The organism is Coleofasciculaceae cyanobacterium (genome assembly GCA_036703275.1).
Taxonomy (GTDB): domain Bacteria; phylum Cyanobacteriota; class Cyanobacteriia; order Cyanobacteriales; family Xenococcaceae; genus Waterburya.
Window position 1 is genome coordinate 272129 of record DATNPK010000096.1, and the last position, 21955, is coordinate 294083.

Sequence of the window (21955 nt, forward strand, 5' to 3'; positions counted from 1 at the left end):
AGTTAATTTTATTGCTATATTTGGCTTTGTAATCAAACAGTATATTTTTTACGATGACTATTCTGGTAACAGGAGGAGCAGGATATATTGGCTCCCATTCCGTCTTGACATTGCAACAGGCTGGCTACGAAGTGATTGTATTAGACAACCTGGTATATGGTCATCAAGACCTAGTAGAAACGGTTTTGGGAGCTAAATTAATTGTGGGAGATACCTGCGATCGCGCCTTACTGCAACAAATATTTTCAGAGTATCAAATAGATGCCGTAATGCACTTTGCCGCCTATGCTTATGTAGGAGAATCAGTTACCAAACCAGCCAAATATTATTACAACAACGTGATTGGGACTTTTACCCTGCTCGAAGCCATGCGCGAAGCAGAGGTAAATAATTTTGTGTTCTCTTCAACCTGCGCTACCTATGGTGTACCTGACTCTGTACCAATTAAAGAAGAACAAGCTCAAAATCCGATCAATCCTTATGGTGCTACTAAGTTAATGGTGGAAAGAATTTTGCAAGACTTCAGTCTTGCCTATGATTTTCGCTCGGTATGTCTGCGCTATTTTAATGCTGCTGGTGCCGATCCTCAAGCTAGGTTAGGAGAAGATCACAATCCCGAAACTCACCTGATACCATTAGTCTTGCAAACTGCTTTAGGTCAGCGCGAATCAATTTCTATTTTTGGCACTGATTATGACACCCCAGATGGAAGTTGCGTACGAGACTATATCCATGTTCTCGATCTGGCTCAGGCTCATATTCTAGCCTTAGAATATCTTTTAGATGGCGGAACAACAGATGTTTTCAATTTGGGCAATGGTAATGGCTTTTCGGTTAAGCAGGTAATTGAAACAGCTCGTAAAATTACTGGAAAAGAAATCAAAGCCGAAATAAGCGATCGCCGTGTGGGAGATCCTCCTATTTTAGTTGGTAGTGGTGCCAAGGCGCAGCAAGTTTTGGGATGGCAACCTCAATATTCTAATTTAGAAGATATTATTGCTCATGCTTGGCAATGGCATCAAAAACGACACTAATAAGTAGTTAGGTAGTTAGGTAGTTAAGTCAAAGCACCTCGTTAAAATTGCTATTACTAATTTTTGCTAATCCATCTTGAAAACAGCTTGAATTAATTTTGACTGTTTAAACTATTAATTAACATTAATGATGTTGGGGAGTCAGGCTACGACAGTCAAATAATTATTTTTGTAGTTTTAAATGTTATAACAAATTAAAAGCTAATATTTAAAAACTAATAGCTGATAGCTACAAATACTGTTACTTTCAATTTTATACTTTGAATTAACCACCCCGTATTTATTTTTCTGGCATAGCTGATATCTGAAAAATATTTTGAGCTAACCAACTGCTTATTAGGAAAAACTGAGATTTTTTCTCTTGACAATGATATAGGTTTGACCATACTTAATAATTAATATTTAACCTAAAACTGATTGCCATGAGTATTCATATTGTTACTGGTGTTGCGGGATTCATTGGTTCGCATTTAGCAGAAACTCTATTAAAAGAAGGTATTGGAGTAATTGGTATCGATCAGTTTAATGATTACTACGATCCTCAACTTAAACAAAAAAATATAGTTAATCTTAAGGAGTTTGCCAATTTTAAATTAATCAAAGCCGATATCAAAGACTTAGATTGGCGAGAGCTTTTACAGTCGGCTGACGTATTGTATCATCAAGCAGCACAAGCAGGAGTTAGGGATAGTTGGGGAGAAAGATTTTCAAATTATACTGACAGAAATATTAATGCCACACAGGTAATTTTAGAAGCAGCTAAACAAGTTAAATCACTAAAAAGAATTGTCTATGCTTCTAGTTCTTCAATCTATGGGAATGCAGCGACTATGCCTACCCCAGAAACTTTATGTCCTCAACCTGTTTCTCCTTATGGCATAACAAAATTAGCTGGAGAGCGTTTATGCTGGCTATATCACCAGAATTTTGGAGTACCAACCACAGCATTACGCTACTTTACGGTTTATGGGCCACGTCATCGTCCTGATATGGCGTTTCACAAGTTTTTTAAAGCAGCATTAGATGATGTGCCGATTTTCATTTATGGTGATGGACAGCAAACCAGAGACTATACCTTTGTCAGCGACATAGTAGCAGCTAATTTAGCTGCGGGAAAAATACCAGAAGCTATTGGCGAGACATTTAATATTGGTGGCGGTAGCCGAGTCACTCTAATTGAGTTATTAAAGATTATGGAACAGGTTATGGGACGACCAATACGCAAAAATTATGTTGAGAAAGCTAAAGGAGACGCACGCCACACCAGCGCAGACATTACTAAAGCTAAGACAATTTTAGGTTACTTTCCCCAAGTTTCTCTGGCCGAAGGTTTGACCAAAGAATGGGAATGGATTAAAACTATTTATGGTTAAGATTTGAGATTTGGGTGATTGAGTAATTGTTACAAGTACAGGCTTTACCAGCTATGGCATCTACCTGCTAATTCAGAGGACAGACGTGTTTGGCAAGAAGCAGAAATTCTCTCAATGCACCAAGAACAGTAGCGCTCATTAAGAGCTGGTTCATCTTGAAGAATTCGAGCCACTTTTTTGGATAGATTTTCGGTGAACCAATTTTATTCTGTTGAAGTTTTTAGCCATGCTTCAGTAGTTTCTCGCAAATGTCGATAAAATTTAAGTCGTCGCTCGCGCAGCATCTTTTCTTGATAACTTTTAGTTTTTTCCAGATTACGAACCGACATCCGAGCCATCCGCTGTGGGTCAGTAACTACTTCACGAATCTTTTTTGCCAAGGCATTTACATTTCCAGGTGGTACCATATCTTCTAATGCCAGTAGTTCAGGAAATCCACCTACTGTAGAGCCAATGCAAGGTAATCCCCGCGCCATTGCTTCAATGGTTGCTCTGGGTAAACCTTCTTGGTAAGAAGGTAAGACAAAAAGATCGGCGCGATCTAATTGAGCGCGGACGGCATCACCAGCAGATAACTGACCTAGAAAATGAATGCGATCGCCTAAACCTAGTTTTTTGACCTGCTCCTCTAATTCTGGTCGATGTTTGCCGTCGCCGAGCCAAACTAATTCAAGATCTAATTCTTTTTTGACACAGACAGCAACGGCCTCTATTAGTATATTTGGAGCTTTATACAGTTGAGCCAGAGTGCCAACAGCAATTAGGGTAAATTTACTATCTGTTTTTGGTAATCGAGGAGCAGATGCAAAAGCCTGCTCGGGTAGCTGAACATCTGAAAAGTACGTGGTAAAAGCTTTTGGAGATGGGGGATATCGACGTTGCAAAGCGAACTGGGTCACGTAGGCAGCAGCAGCAGCGTTAGCACATTGATGACGTAATTTACGGGGAGTTAACCAACGAAAAAATGGTCGTAAGGGATGCTTGACCGAACCTGGTGCAAAAGTATCATAAGGATCGGCTACAACTTCTACACCATAGGGATGACTAGTACGTTGCAACAGTGGTTCAATACAGTCAGCAATTGTGGAGCTTGGTCTGAGTATAACCGCGTCTTGTTCTCCTAAAGCATTACGAGCAGCTCGCTTGACCTGTAGCGATCGCTTTAAATACTGCCAAGGGCCAACATAATAAGGAATTGCCCAGACGGATACTTGCTCTCCGTTTACCTGTTTCCAATTAGGGGGAATCGAATCGGTTGGGCGCACCCTAGCTACTACATTAACTTCGTCAAAAACCTCTAAATATCTTGTCCAGAATGAGTAGGGGAACTGAGTTTGTGTCCATACTGTTCCATCGGGCGTGCTTTCAAAACGATGTTCGATGGTTACAACTATTTTCATTTTTATTAAAGCAAGTGCAATTATTAACTGGAATTTCTTTTGTCAGCATCGTCTTGGTTTTTGATTACTGCCCATAATAGACAGATGCACGATAGTACAACTAAAACTATATCCTTACTGTTAACTGGTACCGAAGCTATATCTACCCAAGGTGTTTTAGTTGCTGGAGTCAAAGACCAATATAGAAGGCTCAACCAAAATAGCAAATCCAGCATAAATAAAGCGTTTCAAATTATATAGTTATAAAATTAATAAATTATTGATAGATAAACATTAATCAAAAAAATTATTGGTTTAACTAAATTGAGATTGATAAATTTTTGTTAATTGTTCTAGGCATACTTCCAAATTAAATTGACTGTTTGCCACCAGAGATAAAGCTTCAGAACGAGCAATCGCTGTTTTCGCTTCGTGCTTTAGGTTCAAAATTGCTTCTGCCCAAGAGAGTGCTGAATTAGATAAAGATAACCGTTTGACTAGGGGAGCGACTACATCTGCTGCCTTAGGAACGACATCAGACAAAACACTAGTTATTCCTGCTGCTTGAGCCTCAATAAATACCAGTCCTAATCCCTCGTATAACGAAGGAAAAAGAAACACATCTATCATACCTAACATCAACTGTGGAACATCAGAACGTAAACCAGCGAAGATTACGCGATCGCTTAAGTTTAACTGAGCTACTTTTTGTTCTATATCCTGACGCAGTGGTCCATCTCCTATAAGCAAAAGGCGCATCTTTGGTTCTTGTTTGGTAACCTCTGCTGCAATTTCTAAAATAAACTGATGGTTCTTTTGAGTCTCGAATCTTCCCACATGACCAATGACAAAGGCATCAGGAGGAACATTGAATTCAGCATGAAGGGCGAGCGAATCAACCGGTTTTTCAAATGGTGTTAGATCGAGACCATAGTAAAGAATCTGCCAGCGGGAATCTTTTTTCCAGAGTGAGCCAAACAAGTCTGCTGCTGCTTCATGACTGGCTGCCAGACCAAGAGTTGCATAGCGAGCAATTAGCCGTTCCATTAAAGCAAGATAAATTTTTCGCTTCCATCCTGCCTTAGCTTCTGCTGAAGAGGTATCGTTGTGAGAGTGAGCAATCCGCACCGGCACTTGAGACTGTTTTGCCAAACGAAGAATATAGCCACTAAAGTGATGAACATGACTGTGTACAATGTCATAAGAACCGTATTGCTTCAGAATTTGAGTAAAATTTGAATTATAATTCCACCAGCGCACAGATGGAGGCGTACAGGGAATAATCCGACTGCCAAGAGCGCGAATCTCATCGTCATAAGCGCAAGGTTGTGTAGTGTGAACCAAAAAGTCCATCTTATAGCGATCGCGGTCAATATTTCGCAGTATGTGCATTAGCCAGGTTTCGATGCCACCCCGATTCATGCCACCAACGACATGAAGGATTTTGCTTGGCTGGTAATCTGATGCTGAGTTTTTATTAAGCATGCTTGTTAATTGTGTTGAGTGCATGAATAATTACTCCAAAAGTCATAATCGCTTGAACAACTGCTGAAAGGATTAAGGCGATCGCTGCTCCCTTAAGTTCAAAAGTAGGAACTAACCAAAAGCAACTTAAAGCAGAAGTAGCTGTAGCTATTGAAAACAAAGGCATTTGTACACGAAAGTATCTAGCGGCTGTCATTGCATAGCCTAAAAAAGAAGAAATATAGCTGATTCCTGCTGCAACCATTAGCCAGACAAATAAATCTACATATTTAGCATACTCAGGCTGATAGACAAGTGTGAGAATTTGACTTCCAGCTACTTTGGCTACTATAATCGCTAATCCACCAAGCGAAGCAGCAATACCCAATAACCAAATCAGTAGCTTTCTAAAAGCTTTACTATCTCCTGCTGCATAGTACTTTGCTAATTTTGGAGTGGCTGATTCCCCTAGCGCATTGACTACCATATTTCCTGCCACCATTAAGTAAGCTATGGCAGCAAAAAAGCCTAGTTCTCGTTCTCCTAAATATCTCTCAACAAAGTAACGTGGAATATTAACGTTTAAAGAAATTAACAGCATTCCAAAACCTAAAGGTAAAGCGAGCCAAATTAAATTAGCTAATTTTTTTCGCTCCCAATTAAGTTTTAATCGAGCATCTAAAATTAATTCTTTATTATGGGTATCTCTTCGAATATTTTTTAAAATCGACTTACCGTTACGAAGATCATAGCCGATGGCGACTATAGCCCAACTTACAACCAACCCTATCATCCCCCAGATAATATTACCCGATAGATATACACCCAGACCTAACATTATTAGTGATATAGGACCTTTGAGCATTAAGGATAAAGCAATACGATCCATTCGTTCCTGCTGCTGAATTAGACCGTAGAATACATCGCTAATAGACTCAAAAGCTTTTGCCAGACCAACCAGCAGAATTACTAGCGAAATTTCCCAGCGATACCCTGCTGCCAAAGTAATCATCGCAATTAAAGCTAATCCCAAAGCAGTTGAAATAAGACGTAGACTTAGATAGTCGCCAAAAAGGTACTGTTGTTTAGCGTCTGTTGCCTGTATATGTCGCAACTGTAAATTGGTAAACATAAACACAGGAGCAGTAATCGCCAATCCCAGAGTGAATTGTCCTACCATTTCTGGGCTACCAAGTTTTGCCAACACAACTAACATTCCCCACTGACAAGCTGCGTAAACAGCATTGCCCACAAAAGTCCACGAGAAATTACGCCGTAGTGTTAATTGTTTACTTTGCATATATCTATTACTTTCATCTTAAATTTTCTATCTTTCAAATACTGCGACGTTAAATTTATACAATCATATAATATGAATAATTAATTACATTATCTGTTTATTGTAATTTTTGAAATATTAAACATTAAATTTAGATAAATTGATGTCGATTAAACTCAAGATGTTATGAGTTTTTAGCTATATAATTACTTAATTAAATGTCTTTTGTGTTGATAAAAATTGCTGAGGTTTCAATTAAAATAAGCAAACAAAACATAATAACTTTTTTTACGTTAGATAAAAGTAATATTAGCAATACAAAATAAATCTTGAATTTATGCTGGAGCTTTAGCACTACATGTACGTGGCACTTTTAATTTAGTATTAAGCTTGTAACGAACAATTTTATATTCTTATTAAATGCAGAGTGTTGTTTAGCCAAACAATGTCTTAAGCCAAATTACTGATAATATTTAAGTGTATTTGCGTATCTATATTAATAACACTCTAAAAAAAGTATTATAATTATACTATCGCGACTTTTTCTGAATATCATTCCATAAATGAACCTGCTAAAAACATCGATGCAGCTTGTATAGTTATTTACTACTTCTTCAATTCTTTAATAGCAAATGCGATTGGGCTTTGCCTAGGCTGCGCGATCGCACCGAAGCCATCGCTAGCGAAACTAATTGCTGGGTTTGTGGCGGTTAGTTATTAAATTAATTACATAACTAAAAATCAAAGGGAGGTGTGAATAAAGCCAGAAACCTTTCAACCTTACCCTTTAATACTCAAATCTAATTCACAATTGAGAGTATATTTTACTTAAAGACTTCTAGTTTTCTGCGACCAAACCCTAGTGGGTAAACCCCAAATATAAATAAATCCTTCCGCAGCTTTGTGATCGAATTGATCTTCTGCACCATAAGTTGCGAGATCGGGAGTATAGATCGAATTATCAGACTGACGACCAACAATAATAGCGTTGCCTTTAAATAGTTTAATTCTTACTTCTCCTGAAACTCTTTCTTGAGTCTTTTGGATAAAGCCGTCGAGAGCTTCTTTGAGAGGGCTATACCACAAGCCACGATAGATTAATTCACCATAAGTTTGTTCGATCCCGCGTTTATATTGGGTGATATCGCCTGTCAGGGTCAGGCTTTCTAAGTCACGGTGAGCATTGATTAAAACAAGTAAGGCTGGTGCTTCATAAATTTCCCGTGATTTAATCCCGACAACACGGTTTTCTAACATATCGATGCGTCCAATACCGTGTTTACCAACAGTTTCATTCAACTGAGTAATTAAGGCAACAGGATCTAGTTTTTTCCCATTGATGGTTATGGGAAGACCTTGTTCAAAACCGATGGTAATATATTCTGGTTCATCTGGAGTATCGGCGATCGCTTTAGTCATGACATAAATCTCTTCAGGAGGCTCTGCCATCGGATCTTCAAGTATTCCAGCTTCAATGCTGCGACCGAGTAAATTGCGATCGATACTGTAGGGAGAAGACTTTTTCACGGGAAATTCTAAGCCAAATTTTTCGCCATAGGAAATTGCTTCTTCTCGACTCATACCCCATTCTCTAGCGGGGGCTAATACTTTTAGACTAGGATTAAGTGCCATAATGCCCACATCAAACCGCACTTGGTCATTACCTTTCCCCGTACAGCCATGAGCTACTGCATCTGCACCATATTTTTCCGCAGCTTCAACTAATAATTTAGCAATTAGAGGGCGGGCTAAGGCAGTGGATAAAGGATAACGATTTTCATACAGAGTATTAGCTTGAATAGCGGGGAAAGCATAATTTTTGACAAAGCTTTCGGTAGCGTTTTCCACTAAAGATTCAACCGCACCATATTTCAACGCCTTTTTCTGAATTGGCTCTAATTCTTCTCCTTGTCCTAAGTCAGCAGCCAGGGTAATTACTTCTTTTACTCCCCACTCTTCTTTTAGATATGGAATACATACGGTAGTATCTACTCCACCCGAATAAGCTAAGACAACTTTATCTGCGCGTCCCATAATTGATTCCCTAAATATAACTAAAGGGGTATTGTACCCAAAAGCCTACTCCTAAAAACGTTTTTCTGACAGAATTTGTGAGTTTTAAAAAACGGGAACTAGAAATAGCCAGTGGCAGATTATCTTGTTTAAATTGCTCAATATTGCTTATTTGGCAATCTTTAACTCTTCCATGTTCCAAAATGCACCACCAAGAGCAGAATATTCGACTCCTGTTATCTTGTTGCGTATTGCTGACATTGAGTAAGGATTCACCAGACAAATTACGGGCAACTTCTCAGCTACTATTTGTTGAATTTCGGCATATATTTCCTTACGCTTCTCTGTATCTAGCTCTTTTGCCCCTTCTATGTACAGTCTAGATATTTCTTGCTCCCAATCAGTAATAGTTCTCTCTTTTACGTCGACCGTTAACTGATTAAATAAATGAGAGTTACCGTCAAGCGCCCAAAAATTATAACCACTGTTGGGTTCATTCCCTCCCGAAAAACTAAGTAAAATACAGTCCCAGTTGAGAGTATTATCTAGTTGGTTAATCAAGACATTGAAATTAATGGTTCTGAAGTTAACCTTGATTCCTATTGCTGCTAAGTCTTCTTCAATCTGATTACCCATAGCTTCGCGGATTTCATTACCAGTATTGGTGTTTAAAACAAAGCTAACGCGGTTTCCATCTCGATCTAATAACTGACCTTGCTGATTATATTTAAATCCTGCCTCTAGCAACAATTGTTTCGCTTTTTCAGGATTATATTCGTATTCTTTGACATTGTTGGCATAAAAAGGAGATTGCCTGGAGATAAAAGATACCTGTGGTTTACCTAATCCTCGGAAAACATTTGTTACCATGCGATCGCGATTAATTGCATAGGATACAGCCTGCCTAAAATTAAGGTTATTAAACCAGCCAGATTTAATCGGATTAATTACTGGCTTGCCGTTTTTCTTGCCTTGATTGAGATTGAAGGAAATAAAGGTCATGCTGTAAACCTCTCCCCCATTTTCAATCCGAAAGTTACCTTTATCCTCTTCCTTTTTTAACAGAGAAAAATATTCAGGAGAAACTGAAAGCGAATCTAAACTACCCGATCTAAACTGCATCAAAGCAGTATCAGTAGATTCAATAATTTCCCAAACTACCTCTTTGATATAGGGAATATTTTCATTGACAACATTTTTTTTCCAGTAATAAGGATTCTCTTCAAATACAACCCTTTGAGCAGTAGCATAGCTTTTTAGTTTATAAGCACTGCTGGCAACAATTTCTTCTGGCGGAGTATCAACTGTCCAAGTTGAGAGAAACTTTAATTGTCCTTGATTATCCTTTTGCTCTACAGTCTTTTTCAAGATATGAGCTGGGAGAATTTCTGCTCCTGAAACCTCTAAAAATGGAGCAAAAGGTTCGGGAATAGTAAACTTAACCTGTCTGTCATTAACTTTGGTAACTTTGGGCAAAGTGCCATTCTGCCCAATTCTTAAAACATCTCTCATTCCCGTAGGAATATCTGGATTGAGGTAAAGCTGATTGTAGGTAAACACCACATCATCTACCGTTAGAGGTTCACCATCTGACCACTTAAGATTTGGTCTTAAGGTGTAGAGTATTTCTAAATTATCTGCCGAAATCTCCCAAGATTCGGCTAATTCAGGTTCAATTTTTCCCGTAAGTGGATTTTGAGTTACCAAACCATCAAATAGCATTCCTCCAACCTCAGCACTTGTAGCATCGGTAGCAATCACCGAATTAAAAGTTTTAGGATCGCCCAAAATAGTCAAAACTAATTGTGGTGGCTGATTAGGATTTGCCAACAGGGTTCTAGGATTGCAGGCTGCGATCGGAAGTAATAACAGTGCTGCAAACACAATTATTAATGATTTAGTAATCAGAATTCGGAGCAAGTTTAGTAAACCCAAAGCCAATAATTTTCCCTTACTCAATTTTATAAATTAATGCCACATTATACTTTTTTTAGCTCTAAGCTATAAGCCTCGGTAATGTTATAGAAAACTTACTTGTCAAATCAATTTACTGTCAATTTGAGGTCTTAATTTGATAGTAATATTGTTTTTAGGTCTTAGCTATTAGCTTTGGTAAGTGATAAATGGTAAATGATAAATGATAAATGATAATCAGATTGGCGTAGCTGTACTTGGTACGGGATTTGGGCAAAAAATACACATTCCAGGTTTTCAATATCATCCTCGTACTGAAGTAGTAGCTGTATATAACCGCAGTCTTAGCAAAGCTAAAGAAATTGCCGACGCAAATAAGATTTACTACGCCTACAATGATCTCGATCGCATTCTATCTCTATCTGAAGTGGATGCGGTAAGTATCTCCACTCCGCCATTTTTGCACTATGAGATGGCAAAGAAAGTCTTAGAAGCAAAAAAACATCTGCTGTTGGAAAAGCCGATGGCAATGAACGCCTCACAGGTTAAAGAACTATATTACCTTGCCCAAGCTCAAGGAGTAGTAGCGATCGCTGATTTTGAATTTCGTTATGTTCCAGCTTGGCAACTCTTGGCAGAATATTTACAGGCTGATTACGTGGGCAAAAAAAGATTAATTAAGATTGACTGGCTAGTTACCAGCCGCGCTAACCCCGAACGGGATTGGAATTGGTATTCGCAACAGGACGCTGGGGGTGGTGCATTGGGTGCGGTGGCTTCCCATGCTTTTGACTATATTAACTGGCTATTTGGCTCTGTATCTCGACTCTGCGGTTATCTTAACTGTGCTATTCCCCAACGCCCCGATCATAACGACGGTGGCATAATGAAGCCTGTGGATGCAGATGATACTTGCTTAATTATGATGGAGTTGGCAGACGGTACTCCAATACAGCTATCGATTAGTTCTGTTACCTATAGCGGTAGAGGGCATTGGGTAGAAATATATGGCGAAGAAGGAACATTGGTTTTAGGCAGTAGTAACTTGAAAGATTATGTTCATGGGTTTGAATTATTGGCTGCCCCCGCTGAAAAATCTTTAAAAAAGGTTTCCATACCTAAAAAATATGATTTTTCTCAGGTATTTACTGACGGTAGATTAGCCCCGTTTATTCGAGTAGTCGATCGCTTTATCGCCTCAATCGATTCTGATAAATCTCTTGTTCCCTCTCTTAAAGAGGGGGTTTACTCACAATTATTGATGGATTTAACCCATCAGTCTCATCAACAAAAAACTTGGGTAAATGTACCTGACATTGAACAATTTATGGCTAATTAAATATTGAAGATAATGTTAAGAAACCCTAACATTTAATAATTGGCAAAAATTAGTAAAAAGAATATCATTAGATTTAAGATCGGTAAAAACACTTAATAATATCAAATTGACAAAAGCCAATTCAGTTACTTATTTAACCATTTACAAAATATTGTACTTGGAGTGAATAATTGCGAATTCATTTTGCTCAAATTCACTATTAAGCTACCGATCGCTATTAAATTAGATTTCATTACCGATTGAAGTATCGCTTATGATATCCACAGCATCGACTAAACGCTATTCTTTTGTTGAAATTCGTGAAGAAGCGATCTATCTGGTTCAAATTGGCGAGATCGCTTTGGATCGACCTCTACGAATTTTATTTGAATATTTACCTGCTAAACAGTGGAATGTAATTGAATGTGAACTGGAGAGGCATGACTATTTATTGCGCGATCGCATTATTGATCTGGTTGGAAAAATAAGTTGGGAAAGCGACTAAACACGTCTTCGTTTTTTGTTGTAATTAATTAGTGAATCAAATAGATTGGCAAAAGTTAGCTGCTTTATATCGCGATAAACATCAAGACAAACGATTAAAAGAAAGTAAAAAAAGTTATCAAAGTAGTAATTTAGGAATTCCTGTTTTTCCTGATAACTTAAGCCTGAGAAAATACCAGCATCAGGTAGTAGCTAACTGGCTAGAAAATAAAGGTAGGGGAACATTAAAAATGGCAACAGGCAGTGGTAAAACTATCATTGCTTTGGCGATCGCCGTAGAACTATATCAGCAGATAGGACTACAGATCTTATTAATAGTTTGTCCCTATCGGCACTTAGTAACTCAGTGGTCGAGAGAATGTCAGAAGTTTAATCTCTTGCCGATTATTGCGATGACGCGGGCGGACAATTGGCAAGGGAAACTTTCTAACCAGCTTTATAATTTACAAAACTCAGCTCAATCTTTTCTGACAATTATTACTACTAACTCGACTTTAATTAGTCAAGGTTTTCAATCGCAGCTAAAATACTTTCCTGCCAAAACTTTAATAGTTGGAGATGAAGCACATAACTTAGGTTCAAGTCGCCTAGAATCAAGCTTACCCCGTAATATTGGTCTACGTTTAGCTCTTTCGGCAACTCCAGAAAGACAATACGATGAATTAGGCACAGAAGCCTTACTTAACTATTTCGGTTCAATAATTCAGCCAGAGTTTACTTTAGCCGATGCTATCAAACAAGGAGCATTAGTTAACTATTTATACTATCCAGTATTTGTCGAATTAACCGCATCGGAATCTTGGGAATATGCTCAACTTACTAAACGTATCGGCTGGACTTTAAACAAAAATCCTAGCTTTTTAGGTAATGATACATTAACCTCATTATTGACCAAGCGATCGCGGTTAATTGCCACCGCAGCCAATAAGTTAACTTGTCTTAAAGAATTAATGACATCAAGGCTAAATACTAGCCACACACTTTTCTATTGCGGTGATGGAAATTTAGATGCTGAAACACGGCAAATCGATGCTGTCACCCACCTATTAGGTAAAGAATTAGGCTACCGTGTCAATACCTATACTACCGATACATCTTTAGAAGAACGAGAACGTCTACGCCGTCAATTTGAACTAGGCGAGTTACAAGGGTTAGTGGCAATACGTTGTTTAGACGAAGGAATAGATATCCCTGCCATCAAAACCGCGATCATCCTCGCCAGCAGCAGTAATCCTCGTCAATTCATTCAACGTCGCGGTAGAATTTTGCGTCCCCATCCTGGCAAAAGTCAAGCAACCTTGTTTGACACTATTGTTATTCCTCCCAGTTTAGAACGAGATACTTGGGAAGTAGAAAGAAATTTATTACGTAAGGAATTACTCAGATTTCTCACCTTTGCCGAATTAGCTGACAATGCAGATGAGGCTACCAAGCAATTACTTCAACTGCAAGAACGATATGAGCTTTGATTTTGAAGTTTGAAGTTCTGCACTATGTTTATTTGTCTGTAGATGTTACAAAAATAAGATAACAGTGAACGTGTATATATTTGAGCGTTAGGCAAAAATGATTAGTAGTAATGAACTGGATTGGTTGGCAGTGTGTGGTTATTTAGGCATAACTGTGTTTGTAATGTGGCGTATTTTTATGACGGAATAGATATGGAATAGACGAGACAACTAAAACCACGTTGGAAAATATTAATTAGCTTGAGATGATTGCTGATAGCTACTAATTATTCATTACTTATTACTCACTATCTTGGGTTTTGAGCTACTTGCATCTACTCTTCTCAACTTCTTTGCAAAAAATAGAAAGTGAAGTAACCTAAATTGTGAATTAAATATGGTTGTAAACTAGATTTTTTAGTAAAAACTAATATATGAAACGGATTTTTATTACTGGCGCGAGTGGTTGTATTGGTCACTACATGACAGAGACATTAATTCAAAATACCAATCATGAACTATATTTGCTAGTAAGAAATCCAGATAAGCTTCAGTTTGATTACCAGGCTCGTTCAGGAATTCATCTTTTAGTTGGGGATATATCTCATATTGAAAAATACAGTGATTTACTCTTAAAAGATATTAATGTGGCGATCTTGGCAGCAACAGCTTGGGGAGGCAGAGACGAAACCTACGATATTAATGTAGTTAAAACCTTGGCGTTAATCAATCTGCTCAATCCTCAAATTTGTGAACGAGTTATTTATTTTTCCACCGCTAGTATTTTAGACCGCAATAATCAATTATTGTTACCCGCAAGTCAGTTTGGTCATGACTACATTCGTACTAAGTATCAGTGCTTTTCCCAACTTTCTCAACAGACAATCGCCGATAAAATTATCGCCGTCTTTCCGACTTTAGTTTTTGGGGGCGAAAAAAATAAACCTTATTCTCATTTAAGTGCTGGAATCAGCGACGTAACTAAATGGATCGGCTTAATTCGCTGGTTTAGCCTCGATGGTAGTTTCCACTTTATCCACGCTAAAGATATTGCCGAAGTAATTCGCTATTTAGTAGAAAATCCTGACTTTTCCCCCACACCAAAAGAAAGCGCAGCAGTAGACTGTCTAGTATTAGGTAACCCAGCAATTTCCGTAGATCGAGCGATCGCCGAAATAACTAGCTATTTTAATCAAAAGGTTTATCTAAGTATTCCGCTTTATGTTTGGCTAACTAACATCTTCATTAAAATCTTTCGGATTCAAATGGATTCTTGGAGTCGCTTCTCTCTCAATTACCGCCATTTTATCTACAGCAACCCCGTTACTCCTGCTAGCTTTGGCATGGAGAATTACTGTTCCACCGTTAAAGATTTAATGAAAGCTTCAGGCATGTAAATTAGACATCTGCCCATTTACGGAGTAGGTTAGCAATACTTTTAGAAATCAGATCGAACTCTGGGACTTTTCCCGATTTAGCGAAGATTGCACGACGGGCGGTTTCCAAATCAAACAGAATTTCGCGATCGCTAGCATTACGTATTATACTTTGCACCCAACCTACCACAACTAATCTAGTTCCCTGTGTCACAGGATTTACACGATGCAGAGTAGTCGAAGGATAAACAATCGCCGAACCCGCCTCTAATTTATAGCTTTGTTCTGACTGTACTCCCTCAATAACTAATTCTCCGCCTTCATAATCTTGAGGTGAATTGAGGAAAAGGGTAAAAGAAATATCAGAACGATATAAACCAGAACTTCCTCCCATTAGCGCATTATCAACATGGGTATCATAAGACATTCCCACATCATATCGGCTGAATAGTAATGAATGAATTAGCTTAGGGCGAATCGCTGACTCAAATAGAGCATTTTTATTAATTGCGGTGCGAACCTTGGTTTTTAACTCCTTCTGAGATGTTCCTGCTTTTAACTGCTGATTGTTCTTAACTAACTTAGCGTGCCATCCTGCTGTAAGTTTGCCATCAATAAATTCGGCTTGTGACAAAACTTGCTTAATTTCTGCCACCTCGTCAGGGGAAAGTATTTGGTCGATGGAAAAAATCATATTGCGCTGTGTATGAAATAAATATTTAATACTAACTGTTAAATATTGGCTTCGATGATTTCGACTGCTTTGCTTACGCCTCCTGCCTGTTCAATTTCAGCTTTTAGCTTTAAAGCATTTTGACGGTATTCGGGTTGAGATAAAACCTGTTGGATAGCTGTCTTGAGAGTGTCTACGGTGCAATTGTTGAGGTCAATTACCTCTCCTGTTTTTGTCCAAGCTATGCGTGCAGCTACGGCTGGCTGATCGTTGGTTATCGGAATAGCTATCATTGGCACACCGTTACTTAAAGATTCTAGGGTAGTGTTCATTCCAGCATGTGTAATACATAAACTAGCGCGCTGAAGTAAAGCTAGTTGCGGTGCTGCTTTAACCACAATCGGTGAACCAGGAACATAGCCTAATTCATCTGGTTCAGTTGCGCCTCCTAAGGAAATAACCAACTGAATGTCTAAACCTAAACAAGCATAGGCAATTTGAATAAAAACCCAAAGTATCTTGTTTTGAACTGTACCTAGTGAAGCGTAAACCAAAGGTTTATCAGTCAACTTTTCCCAAGGAAAAGGTATCTCGGCACGAGCAATGTCATTAACTAATGGTCCTACAAAGTAAAAATAGTCAGGTAAATTCTGGCGAGGAAATTCAAATGATGGTGGTTGCTGGCTAATAATAGCTCTTTTTGACCAGATCTCGAGCTCATCCTGACTAGATAAAGCTTTCAAAACCCATTTTTCTCGATACTGATTAACTATTAGCTGGATTGGTATACCTGCCAGTTTGAGCAAATTAGTACCAACCTGGTTACGGAGTTGTCCTAGCCATGAAGAATCGTAATTCCAGCCTGTCAGAGAAGGAGGAACAGTGGATTCAGAATTTAGCAATAAAGCATTGCAGATAGTTATAAAAGGTAGGTTGAGATATTCAGCAATTGTCGAACCTTCAAACGAAGCTTGATCGATTAATAAAACTTCAACACCTGTTCGTTTACAGGCTGGCGGAACTTCTTGTAAAATTACTTCTGTTCCCTGACGAAATAGATCGATAGTGTAAAGCAGCGCCAGGATGCCATCTAACTTACCTAAACGATCTTGCGATCGCCTACCACTACCTAAGGGAAACTTGGCTGCACCAATAGGATAAAAATCCAACTTAGCAGCGATCGCATAAGATTCAATATCAGGTAGCCCAAACAAGGTAACTTGATGTCCTCGCTGTTGCAGTTCATAACCCAAAGCACTCATGGGGTTGAGATGTCCTGTACCTGGAGGACAAAGGATACCAAATTTCATAAGTCAAGAGTCAAATAGAGATAACTAGTTAAATTATCTCCTATGCACCTCTATTTGAACTTTTACTGCTTATTACCTACTTACTGAACTCAATCTGAGAAACCAAACCATAAACTTCTGAAGGGTCTTTTACAGGGGCTGGTGGTGGTTCAATAGATGGCCAGACTGTTTTTAATTCAGCCATGCTGTCGGTAATAGTTTGATGTCCTTCGGGATCTGTTTGACTCTTTTGCTCGGCAATTGTTTGATACAGCTCATCGGCGTAAAGGACAAAACCTCTAGAATCCTGATATTCAACTACTTCCACAAATTGGTTATTGGCGATCGCTGCTTCATATTCTGTCGCAGCAGTTTTGAGCATTTCTACAATTACATCTATCGTGAATTCTGGTGAGTTGCGTTGTGATTCAGGAATAGCTGCGATCGCTCGATCGATCGAGGCTATGGACTCATCGAATAAAGTTTGCATTTCTGGAGAATCTGGTGCAGATTGTGCCAAATCGTGTAGCTGATTTAGAGTTGGCTTAAAATCTTCTACTCCTTTTTCTGGTAGCACTGGTTCAATACCACTATAAAGTTCCTCGACGGGATGTCCAATATGAGGTTCTGCTTGTTCGTAATTTTTTAGCTCAATCAGTTCTTGTGCAGCAATTAAATGACCTTTCATTAAGCCTAAAGTAGTCATGTAGTCTACATCAGGGTTGCTAGTGGAAGTGCCAGCTTCACCACCTTCACCACCTTCACCGCCTTCACCGCCTTCGCCACCTTCCCCGCCTTCAGCCCCCTGAGTCAGTAACAGAGAGTCAAAAGTAGGATTATCGACCATTTCATCTGCTTCGTAAGCATTAGAAGGTAGAGTTTGAGTTCCTATAGCAGTTGCTAAACTTAGAGCTAAAAATAATTCTGTAGTTTTAATTCGAGTAGACATGAAATCTTTATTAATATTTATACTTAATTTGTTCTGAAGTAGTACTTTACTTGTGTTGAGAATTAAAGTCAATAATGTTAAAGATCGATAATTTTTATTTGAGATCAACCCAAATTATGCTTATGCTTCTTCGGGAATTACATCGAAATATCCCATGCAGCCGTGTTCGGCAATATAGTCTTGATGGGGATGAAACATATATTTACCTGGATATTTATAGGCAAATTCTAAAATATGGCGTTCGGCAGTTCCTATAGTAATTACATCGCTTTCCTCATTAGGTTCCAGGCTACGACCAGTACGATATACCTGGAACATATTGGCATGAATATGAAAAGTAACGGCGGGATCGAACTCAATCATATTGAGTATATAGAGTCGGATTAATTGATTTTGATAAATTGGAATTGGATAATCACGATAATAGTTAGGGATACCATTAAAAGCATACAGTTCATTAACATCGTCACTATCTAGGTCGTAAGCGCCCATCACCATCACCATTTCATCTGCATCAGGACGACCTTCAGGGGGATCGACAATGAACAAGCCATATAGTCCCTTGCCTACATGACGGGTTACAGGCGCAACATGACAATGATAAGGATGAACGCCATAGGGTTCGGCATCAAACTCATAGACAGTTGTTTGATCTCGACGTATCGATACCATTCCGTCCATCTCGACAGGATGCGTACCGTGGAAGTGCAGACTATGAGAATGTCCGTCTTGATTATGAAAGATAATCCGCACGCGATCGCCTTCGGTGGCTCTTAGGGTTGGGGCGGGGACGCGATCGTTCAAATTCCAGCTAATAAAAGTAATCGCGCTATTTAGCTGTATAGGTGTACTATGAGCATACACTTCAAACTCCCTTACGGTCTGCCCGTTTTCTTCTTTGAGAGTACCGTAGTCAAAATCTCTTAGAACTAACATGGGATTGAAGCTTAAATCAAGATAATCGCCTGTTTTTGGTAGGGGAGGAATTTTAACCGAGTTAGCAGCCTGAGCTTTGCCAGTATTGAACTTGAGTGCAGCAGCAGAAATACCGCCCGCCAGTAATCCCCATTGGATAAACTGACGGCGAGTCTTAAATCGATCTAAGTGAAATAGGTCTGACATTTAAACTAAAAAGATTTAGGAGATGAGCAATCATATTTACAATCTAAATAAAATAATTGCATATTATTACCAATAATCAATTGATTAATTTCTTAAGAAGCAACAATATGTTGGAAAATGATTATCTTTTCAGTTTCTCATCCTGCATTTAAAGCTGCCTTATCCTTTTGGAGATTTACGTATATTTTCTATTAGACTAATTACTATATTGAGAGTAAATTAGATTCGATTCAGGCAAAGCGTTACTAGTTTCTTGGAGCGATAAATCACAGTGGGTTTTCTAAATCGTTTTAATCTTTCGCGGGACATGGGAATAGATCTAGGTACTGCTAATACTTTGGTATACATATCTGGTAAAGGAATTGTCTTGGAAGAACCTTCTGTAGTGGCGATTGACCGTAAAACAGAAACTCCAAGAGCATTTGGTAAAGAAGCAAAATTATTATTAGGGCGCGCTCCCGAAAATATTGAAGCTTTACGTCCACTCAAAAACGGTGTAATTGCCGACTTTGACGCGACAGAAGCAATGATCCATGAATTTGTTAAACGGGCTTTTGAAGGCAACCCTTTGGTTCATCCTCGCATGGTAATTGGTATTCCTAGCGGGGTAACCAAATTAGAGCGTCGGGCAGTAATTGAAGCGGCTTCTAATGCAGGAGCGAGGGAAGTAGACTTGATTGAAGAACCTTTGGCAGCAGCCATTGGTGCGGGTTTACCGATTAGTGAGCCGACAGGCAACATGATTGTGGATATTGGCGGAGGTACAACAGAAGTCGCTGTAATTAGTTCTCAGGGTAAAGTAATCAGCGAATCAATTCGGATTGCCGGGGATGAATTAACCGAAGCGATCGCTAATCATATCAAAAAGGAGCATAAGCTGGCGATTGGCGAAAATACTGCTGAAAATATTAAATTCAATCTGGGTTCGGCTTATCCAGTTGATGATAATGAGCGCACCACGGAAGTAAGAGGTTTGCATTTGCTATCAGGATTACCTGGCACTATTGAAATTAGTGAAACGGAAATTCGTGCTTGTCTTCAAGAATCGGTCAGAAACATTATTGACACTATTAAGCGTACCCTAGAGCAAACTCCCCCAGACTTGGCTGCGGATATTATTGACCGTGGCATTATGTTAGCAGGAGGTGGCGCAATGTTACGCGGGCTAGATGTTTTGATCGCTCATGAAACAGGTATTGTTACTCATATTGCTGCTGAACCTTTAAAATGTGTAGTTTTGGGTACAGGAAGAGTATTAGAAGATAAAACCTTGGATCGAGTGTTTAGCGATCGCTCTATATTAACTTAAATAAGACGTACAAAATGAGTCGTTGGTGGGATAGATATGGTTTTCGCACAATACTGATCGTCGTCGCATTGATTATAGCTTTGTGGGTCAAACAAACCCAAGCTGCATTTTTATCGGAAGCTTATTATTTGGTCATTAGTCCGTTTCAGTCTCAAAAACAGCTAGCTTTAGAGGATCGGCTCACTAATGCGCGAATTTTAGAGCTTGAGCAGCGTGTCACCGAATTAGATCGCCAGAATCAGCAGTTGAAGCAAGTATTAAATTATGCCGAAGCTCAAACAGTTGAAACGATTGCTACGCCTATAATTAAACGTAGTCGCGATCGCTGGTGGAATCGAGTTACTTTGGGCAAAGGTAGCCAAGACGGAATTAAACCAGGCTACATTGTCATGGGCATTGGGGGTTTGGTTGGGCGAGTTACTCACGTCACGTCTCACACTAGCAGGGTATTATTGATTAGCGATAATACTAGCCGAGTCGGGGCAATTTTGAGTCGTAACCGTCAGCTAGGATATATTAAGGGTGAAGGTTCATCAACGGTAGTAATGCATTTTTTTGAGCAGGTGGCAGATATCAAGCCAGGCGATCGAGTTTCTACGTCCAGTCTTAGTAAGCTATATCCTGCTGGGTTACCCATTGGCAAAGTTAAATCTACCCAGCAAAAGAAAGATACCGCTTTAGAAATAGAAGTTGAGTTGACTGCGCCGATTGATATTTTGGAATGGGTTGTAGTGCAGTCTTTTGAACCAAGGTTAAATCGGTAGGCGAGAGAAAAGCGATCGAAACTAGTACCACGTCTAGGCTAAAATGCTGGGTTGATTCCCCCAAACTTGGGGGTTAGGGGGCTGAAAATAATTTTCAATATCAGTAAAAAGTTTAAATAATGCCACGTAAAAATCAGACATCTATTGATATTTTAAAAGTATTTAATATCTTATTTATTTTGGCTTCTGTGGTTGTATGTTCAATTTTAATGTTGGTTAATATTCCTGGCATGGAATTGTTAGAAACTAATCCTAATTGGCTATTAATTTGGGTAGTTGCTTGGAGTATTAAACGGACTATTTGGCAAGGCGCGATCGCTGGATTAATGATCGGCTGGATTTATGATGGTATAACTGTTAGCTCTCCTTCTCATGCACTTAGTTTTGTTTTAGTAGGGGTATTTACCTCCAGTTTACAAAAGCAAAAATATATTGGAGAGGATTTTATTTCAGTGGCTTTTGTCGTCTTTTTTATGACCATTTTTGCGGAAACGATTTTTGCTTGGCAATATGCTAAATATTATCTGTTTAGTATCTCTGAAAATATGCAAAAATATGAAGAAACAATAGTTATTTCTGCAATTATTACTAGTCTTTGGAGTCCCGCTTTTTATTATCCTTTTAATCTGTGGAATGAAAAAGTAAAATTGCAGACTAAGGTTATTAAAGAATAGCTAATGATTAATTTTTAAGTTTGGCTACACGTTCTTTATTTATTGGCTAAAAGCTATTAGTTATTAGCTTTTA

Annotated in this window: 19 protein-coding genes; 10 read left to right on the forward strand and 9 right to left on the reverse strand. The window is 38.7% G+C overall.

All coding sequences use genetic code 11. The annotated features are described in order from the left end of the window. The first annotated feature begins 53 nt into the window (after nt 1–53). Together galE and V6C71_20505 are read left to right on the forward strand one after the other, a co-directional pair. The gene (galE, locus tag V6C71_20500) at nt 54–1034 is read left to right on the forward strand and encodes a UDP-glucose 4-epimerase GalE (protein HEY9770838.1); all 981 of its coding nucleotides are present in this window, start codon (nt 54–56) and stop codon (nt 1032–1034) included. 422 nt (nt 1035–1456) lie between these two features. Continuing rightward, a complete protein-coding gene (locus tag V6C71_20505; protein ID HEY9770839.1) occupies nt 1457–2407 on the forward strand; it encodes an NAD-dependent epimerase/dehydratase family protein in 951 nt (316 codons plus the stop codon). Nucleotides 2408–2610: 203 nt separating this feature from the next. Here V6C71_20505 and V6C71_20510 read toward each other — a convergent pair whose 3' ends face one another. After that, entirely contained in the window at nt 2611–3807 is a 1197-nt protein-coding gene (locus V6C71_20510) for a glycosyltransferase family 4 protein (protein HEY9770840.1), read from the reverse strand. 39 nt (nt 3808–3846) lie between these two features. On the opposite strand from V6C71_20510, the gene V6C71_20515 reads away from it, so the two are divergent. Then, a complete protein-coding gene (locus V6C71_20515) occupies nt 3847–4047 on the forward strand; it encodes a hypothetical protein (protein ID HEY9770841.1) in 201 nt (66 codons plus the stop codon). Nucleotides 4048–4101: 54 nt separating this feature from the next. Here the strand turns inward: V6C71_20515 and V6C71_20520 are convergent, their stop codons facing one another. From V6C71_20520 to V6C71_20535, 4 genes are all read right to left on the reverse strand, one after another. Beyond that, nucleotides 4102–5271: a glycosyltransferase family 1 protein gene (locus V6C71_20520; protein ID HEY9770842.1), complete on the reverse strand. Its 1170-nt coding sequence runs from the start codon at nt 5269–5271 to the stop codon at nt 4102–4104. Continuing rightward, nucleotides 5264–6550: an oligosaccharide flippase family protein gene (locus V6C71_20525; protein HEY9770843.1), complete on the reverse strand. Its 1287-nt coding sequence runs from the start codon at nt 6548–6550 to the stop codon at nt 5264–5266. The genes V6C71_20520 and V6C71_20525 overlap by 8 nt, the downstream gene beginning before the upstream one ends. Nucleotides 6551–7357: 807 nt before the next feature. Further along, a complete protein-coding gene (locus V6C71_20530; GenBank protein ID HEY9770844.1) occupies nt 7358–8563 on the reverse strand; it encodes an argininosuccinate synthase in 1206 nt (401 codons plus the stop codon). Between the two features lie 147 nt (nt 8564–8710). Then, on the reverse strand, nt 8711–10426 hold the full coding sequence (locus tag V6C71_20535) for an ABC transporter substrate-binding protein (protein ID HEY9770845.1): 1716 nt from the start codon (nt 10424–10426) through the stop codon (nt 8711–8713). Nucleotides 10427–10679: 253 nt separating this feature from the next. Here V6C71_20535 and V6C71_20540 point away from each other — a divergent pair, with 253 nt between their 5' ends. The 4 genes from V6C71_20540 to V6C71_20555 all read left to right on the forward strand — a co-directional run bounded on the left by V6C71_20540 (nt 10680) and on the right by V6C71_20555 (nt 15123). Continuing rightward, nucleotides 10680–11795, forward strand: coding sequence for a Gfo/Idh/MocA family oxidoreductase (locus V6C71_20540; protein HEY9770846.1), 1116 nt, complete (start codon nt 10680–10682; stop codon nt 11793–11795). Nucleotides 11796–12048: 253 nt separating this feature from the next. Then, nucleotides 12049–12279 (forward strand): DUF4327 family protein, encoded by a 231-nt coding sequence (locus V6C71_20545; protein ID HEY9770847.1) that lies wholly within the window; start codon nt 12049–12051, stop codon nt 12277–12279. A gap of 31 nt (nt 12280–12310) precedes the next feature. After that, nucleotides 12311–13747, forward strand: coding sequence for a DNA phosphorothioation system restriction enzyme (locus V6C71_20550; GenBank protein HEY9770848.1), 1437 nt, complete (start codon nt 12311–12313; stop codon nt 13745–13747). Nucleotides 13748–14160: 413 nt separating this feature from the next. Continuing rightward, on the forward strand, nt 14161–15123 hold the full coding sequence (locus V6C71_20555; protein HEY9770849.1) for an NAD(P)-dependent oxidoreductase: 963 nt from the start codon (nt 14161–14163) through the stop codon (nt 15121–15123). A gap of 1 nt (nt 15124) precedes the next feature. Here the strand turns inward: V6C71_20555 and V6C71_20560 are convergent, their stop codons facing one another. From V6C71_20560 to V6C71_20575, 4 genes are all read right to left on the reverse strand, one after another. Beyond that, nucleotides 15125–15796 (reverse strand): Fe2+-dependent dioxygenase, encoded by a 672-nt coding sequence (locus V6C71_20560; protein ID HEY9770850.1) that lies wholly within the window; start codon nt 15794–15796, stop codon nt 15125–15127. Between the two features lie 38 nt (nt 15797–15834). Beyond that, entirely contained in the window at nt 15835–17085 is a 1251-nt protein-coding gene (locus V6C71_20565) for a glycosyltransferase (protein ID HEY9770851.1), read from the reverse strand. A 76-nt stretch (nt 17086–17161) separates the two neighbouring features. Beyond that, nucleotides 17162–18013 carry a hypothetical protein gene (locus tag V6C71_20570; protein ID HEY9770852.1) on the reverse strand — a complete coding sequence of 284 codons (852 nt, stop codon included), beginning with the start codon at nt 18011–18013 and terminating at the stop codon, nt 17162–17164. 120 nt (nt 18014–18133) lie between these two features. Beyond that, nucleotides 18134–19135, reverse strand: a complete 1002-nt coding sequence (locus V6C71_20575; GenBank protein ID HEY9770853.1) for a multicopper oxidase domain-containing protein — start codon at nt 19133–19135, stop codon at nt 18134–18136. Nucleotides 19136–19442: 307 nt separating this feature from the next. Between V6C71_20575 and V6C71_20580 the strand changes: the two genes are divergently transcribed. The 3 genes from V6C71_20580 (at nt 19443) to mreD (ending at nt 21882) form a co-directional block, all read left to right on the forward strand. Beyond that, entirely contained in the window at nt 19443–20444 is a 1002-nt protein-coding gene (locus tag V6C71_20580; GenBank protein HEY9770854.1) for a rod shape-determining protein, read from the forward strand. Nucleotides 20445–20458: 14 nt separating this feature from the next. Next, nucleotides 20459–21208 carry a rod shape-determining protein MreC gene (gene mreC, locus V6C71_20585; protein HEY9770855.1) on the forward strand — a complete coding sequence of 250 codons (750 nt, stop codon included), beginning with the start codon at nt 20459–20461 and terminating at the stop codon, nt 21206–21208. Nucleotides 21209–21327: 119 nt separating this feature from the next. Then, nucleotides 21328–21882, forward strand: coding sequence for a rod shape-determining protein MreD (mreD, locus tag V6C71_20590; GenBank protein HEY9770856.1), 555 nt, complete (start codon nt 21328–21330; stop codon nt 21880–21882). Nucleotides 21883–21955 lie beyond the last annotated feature (73 nt).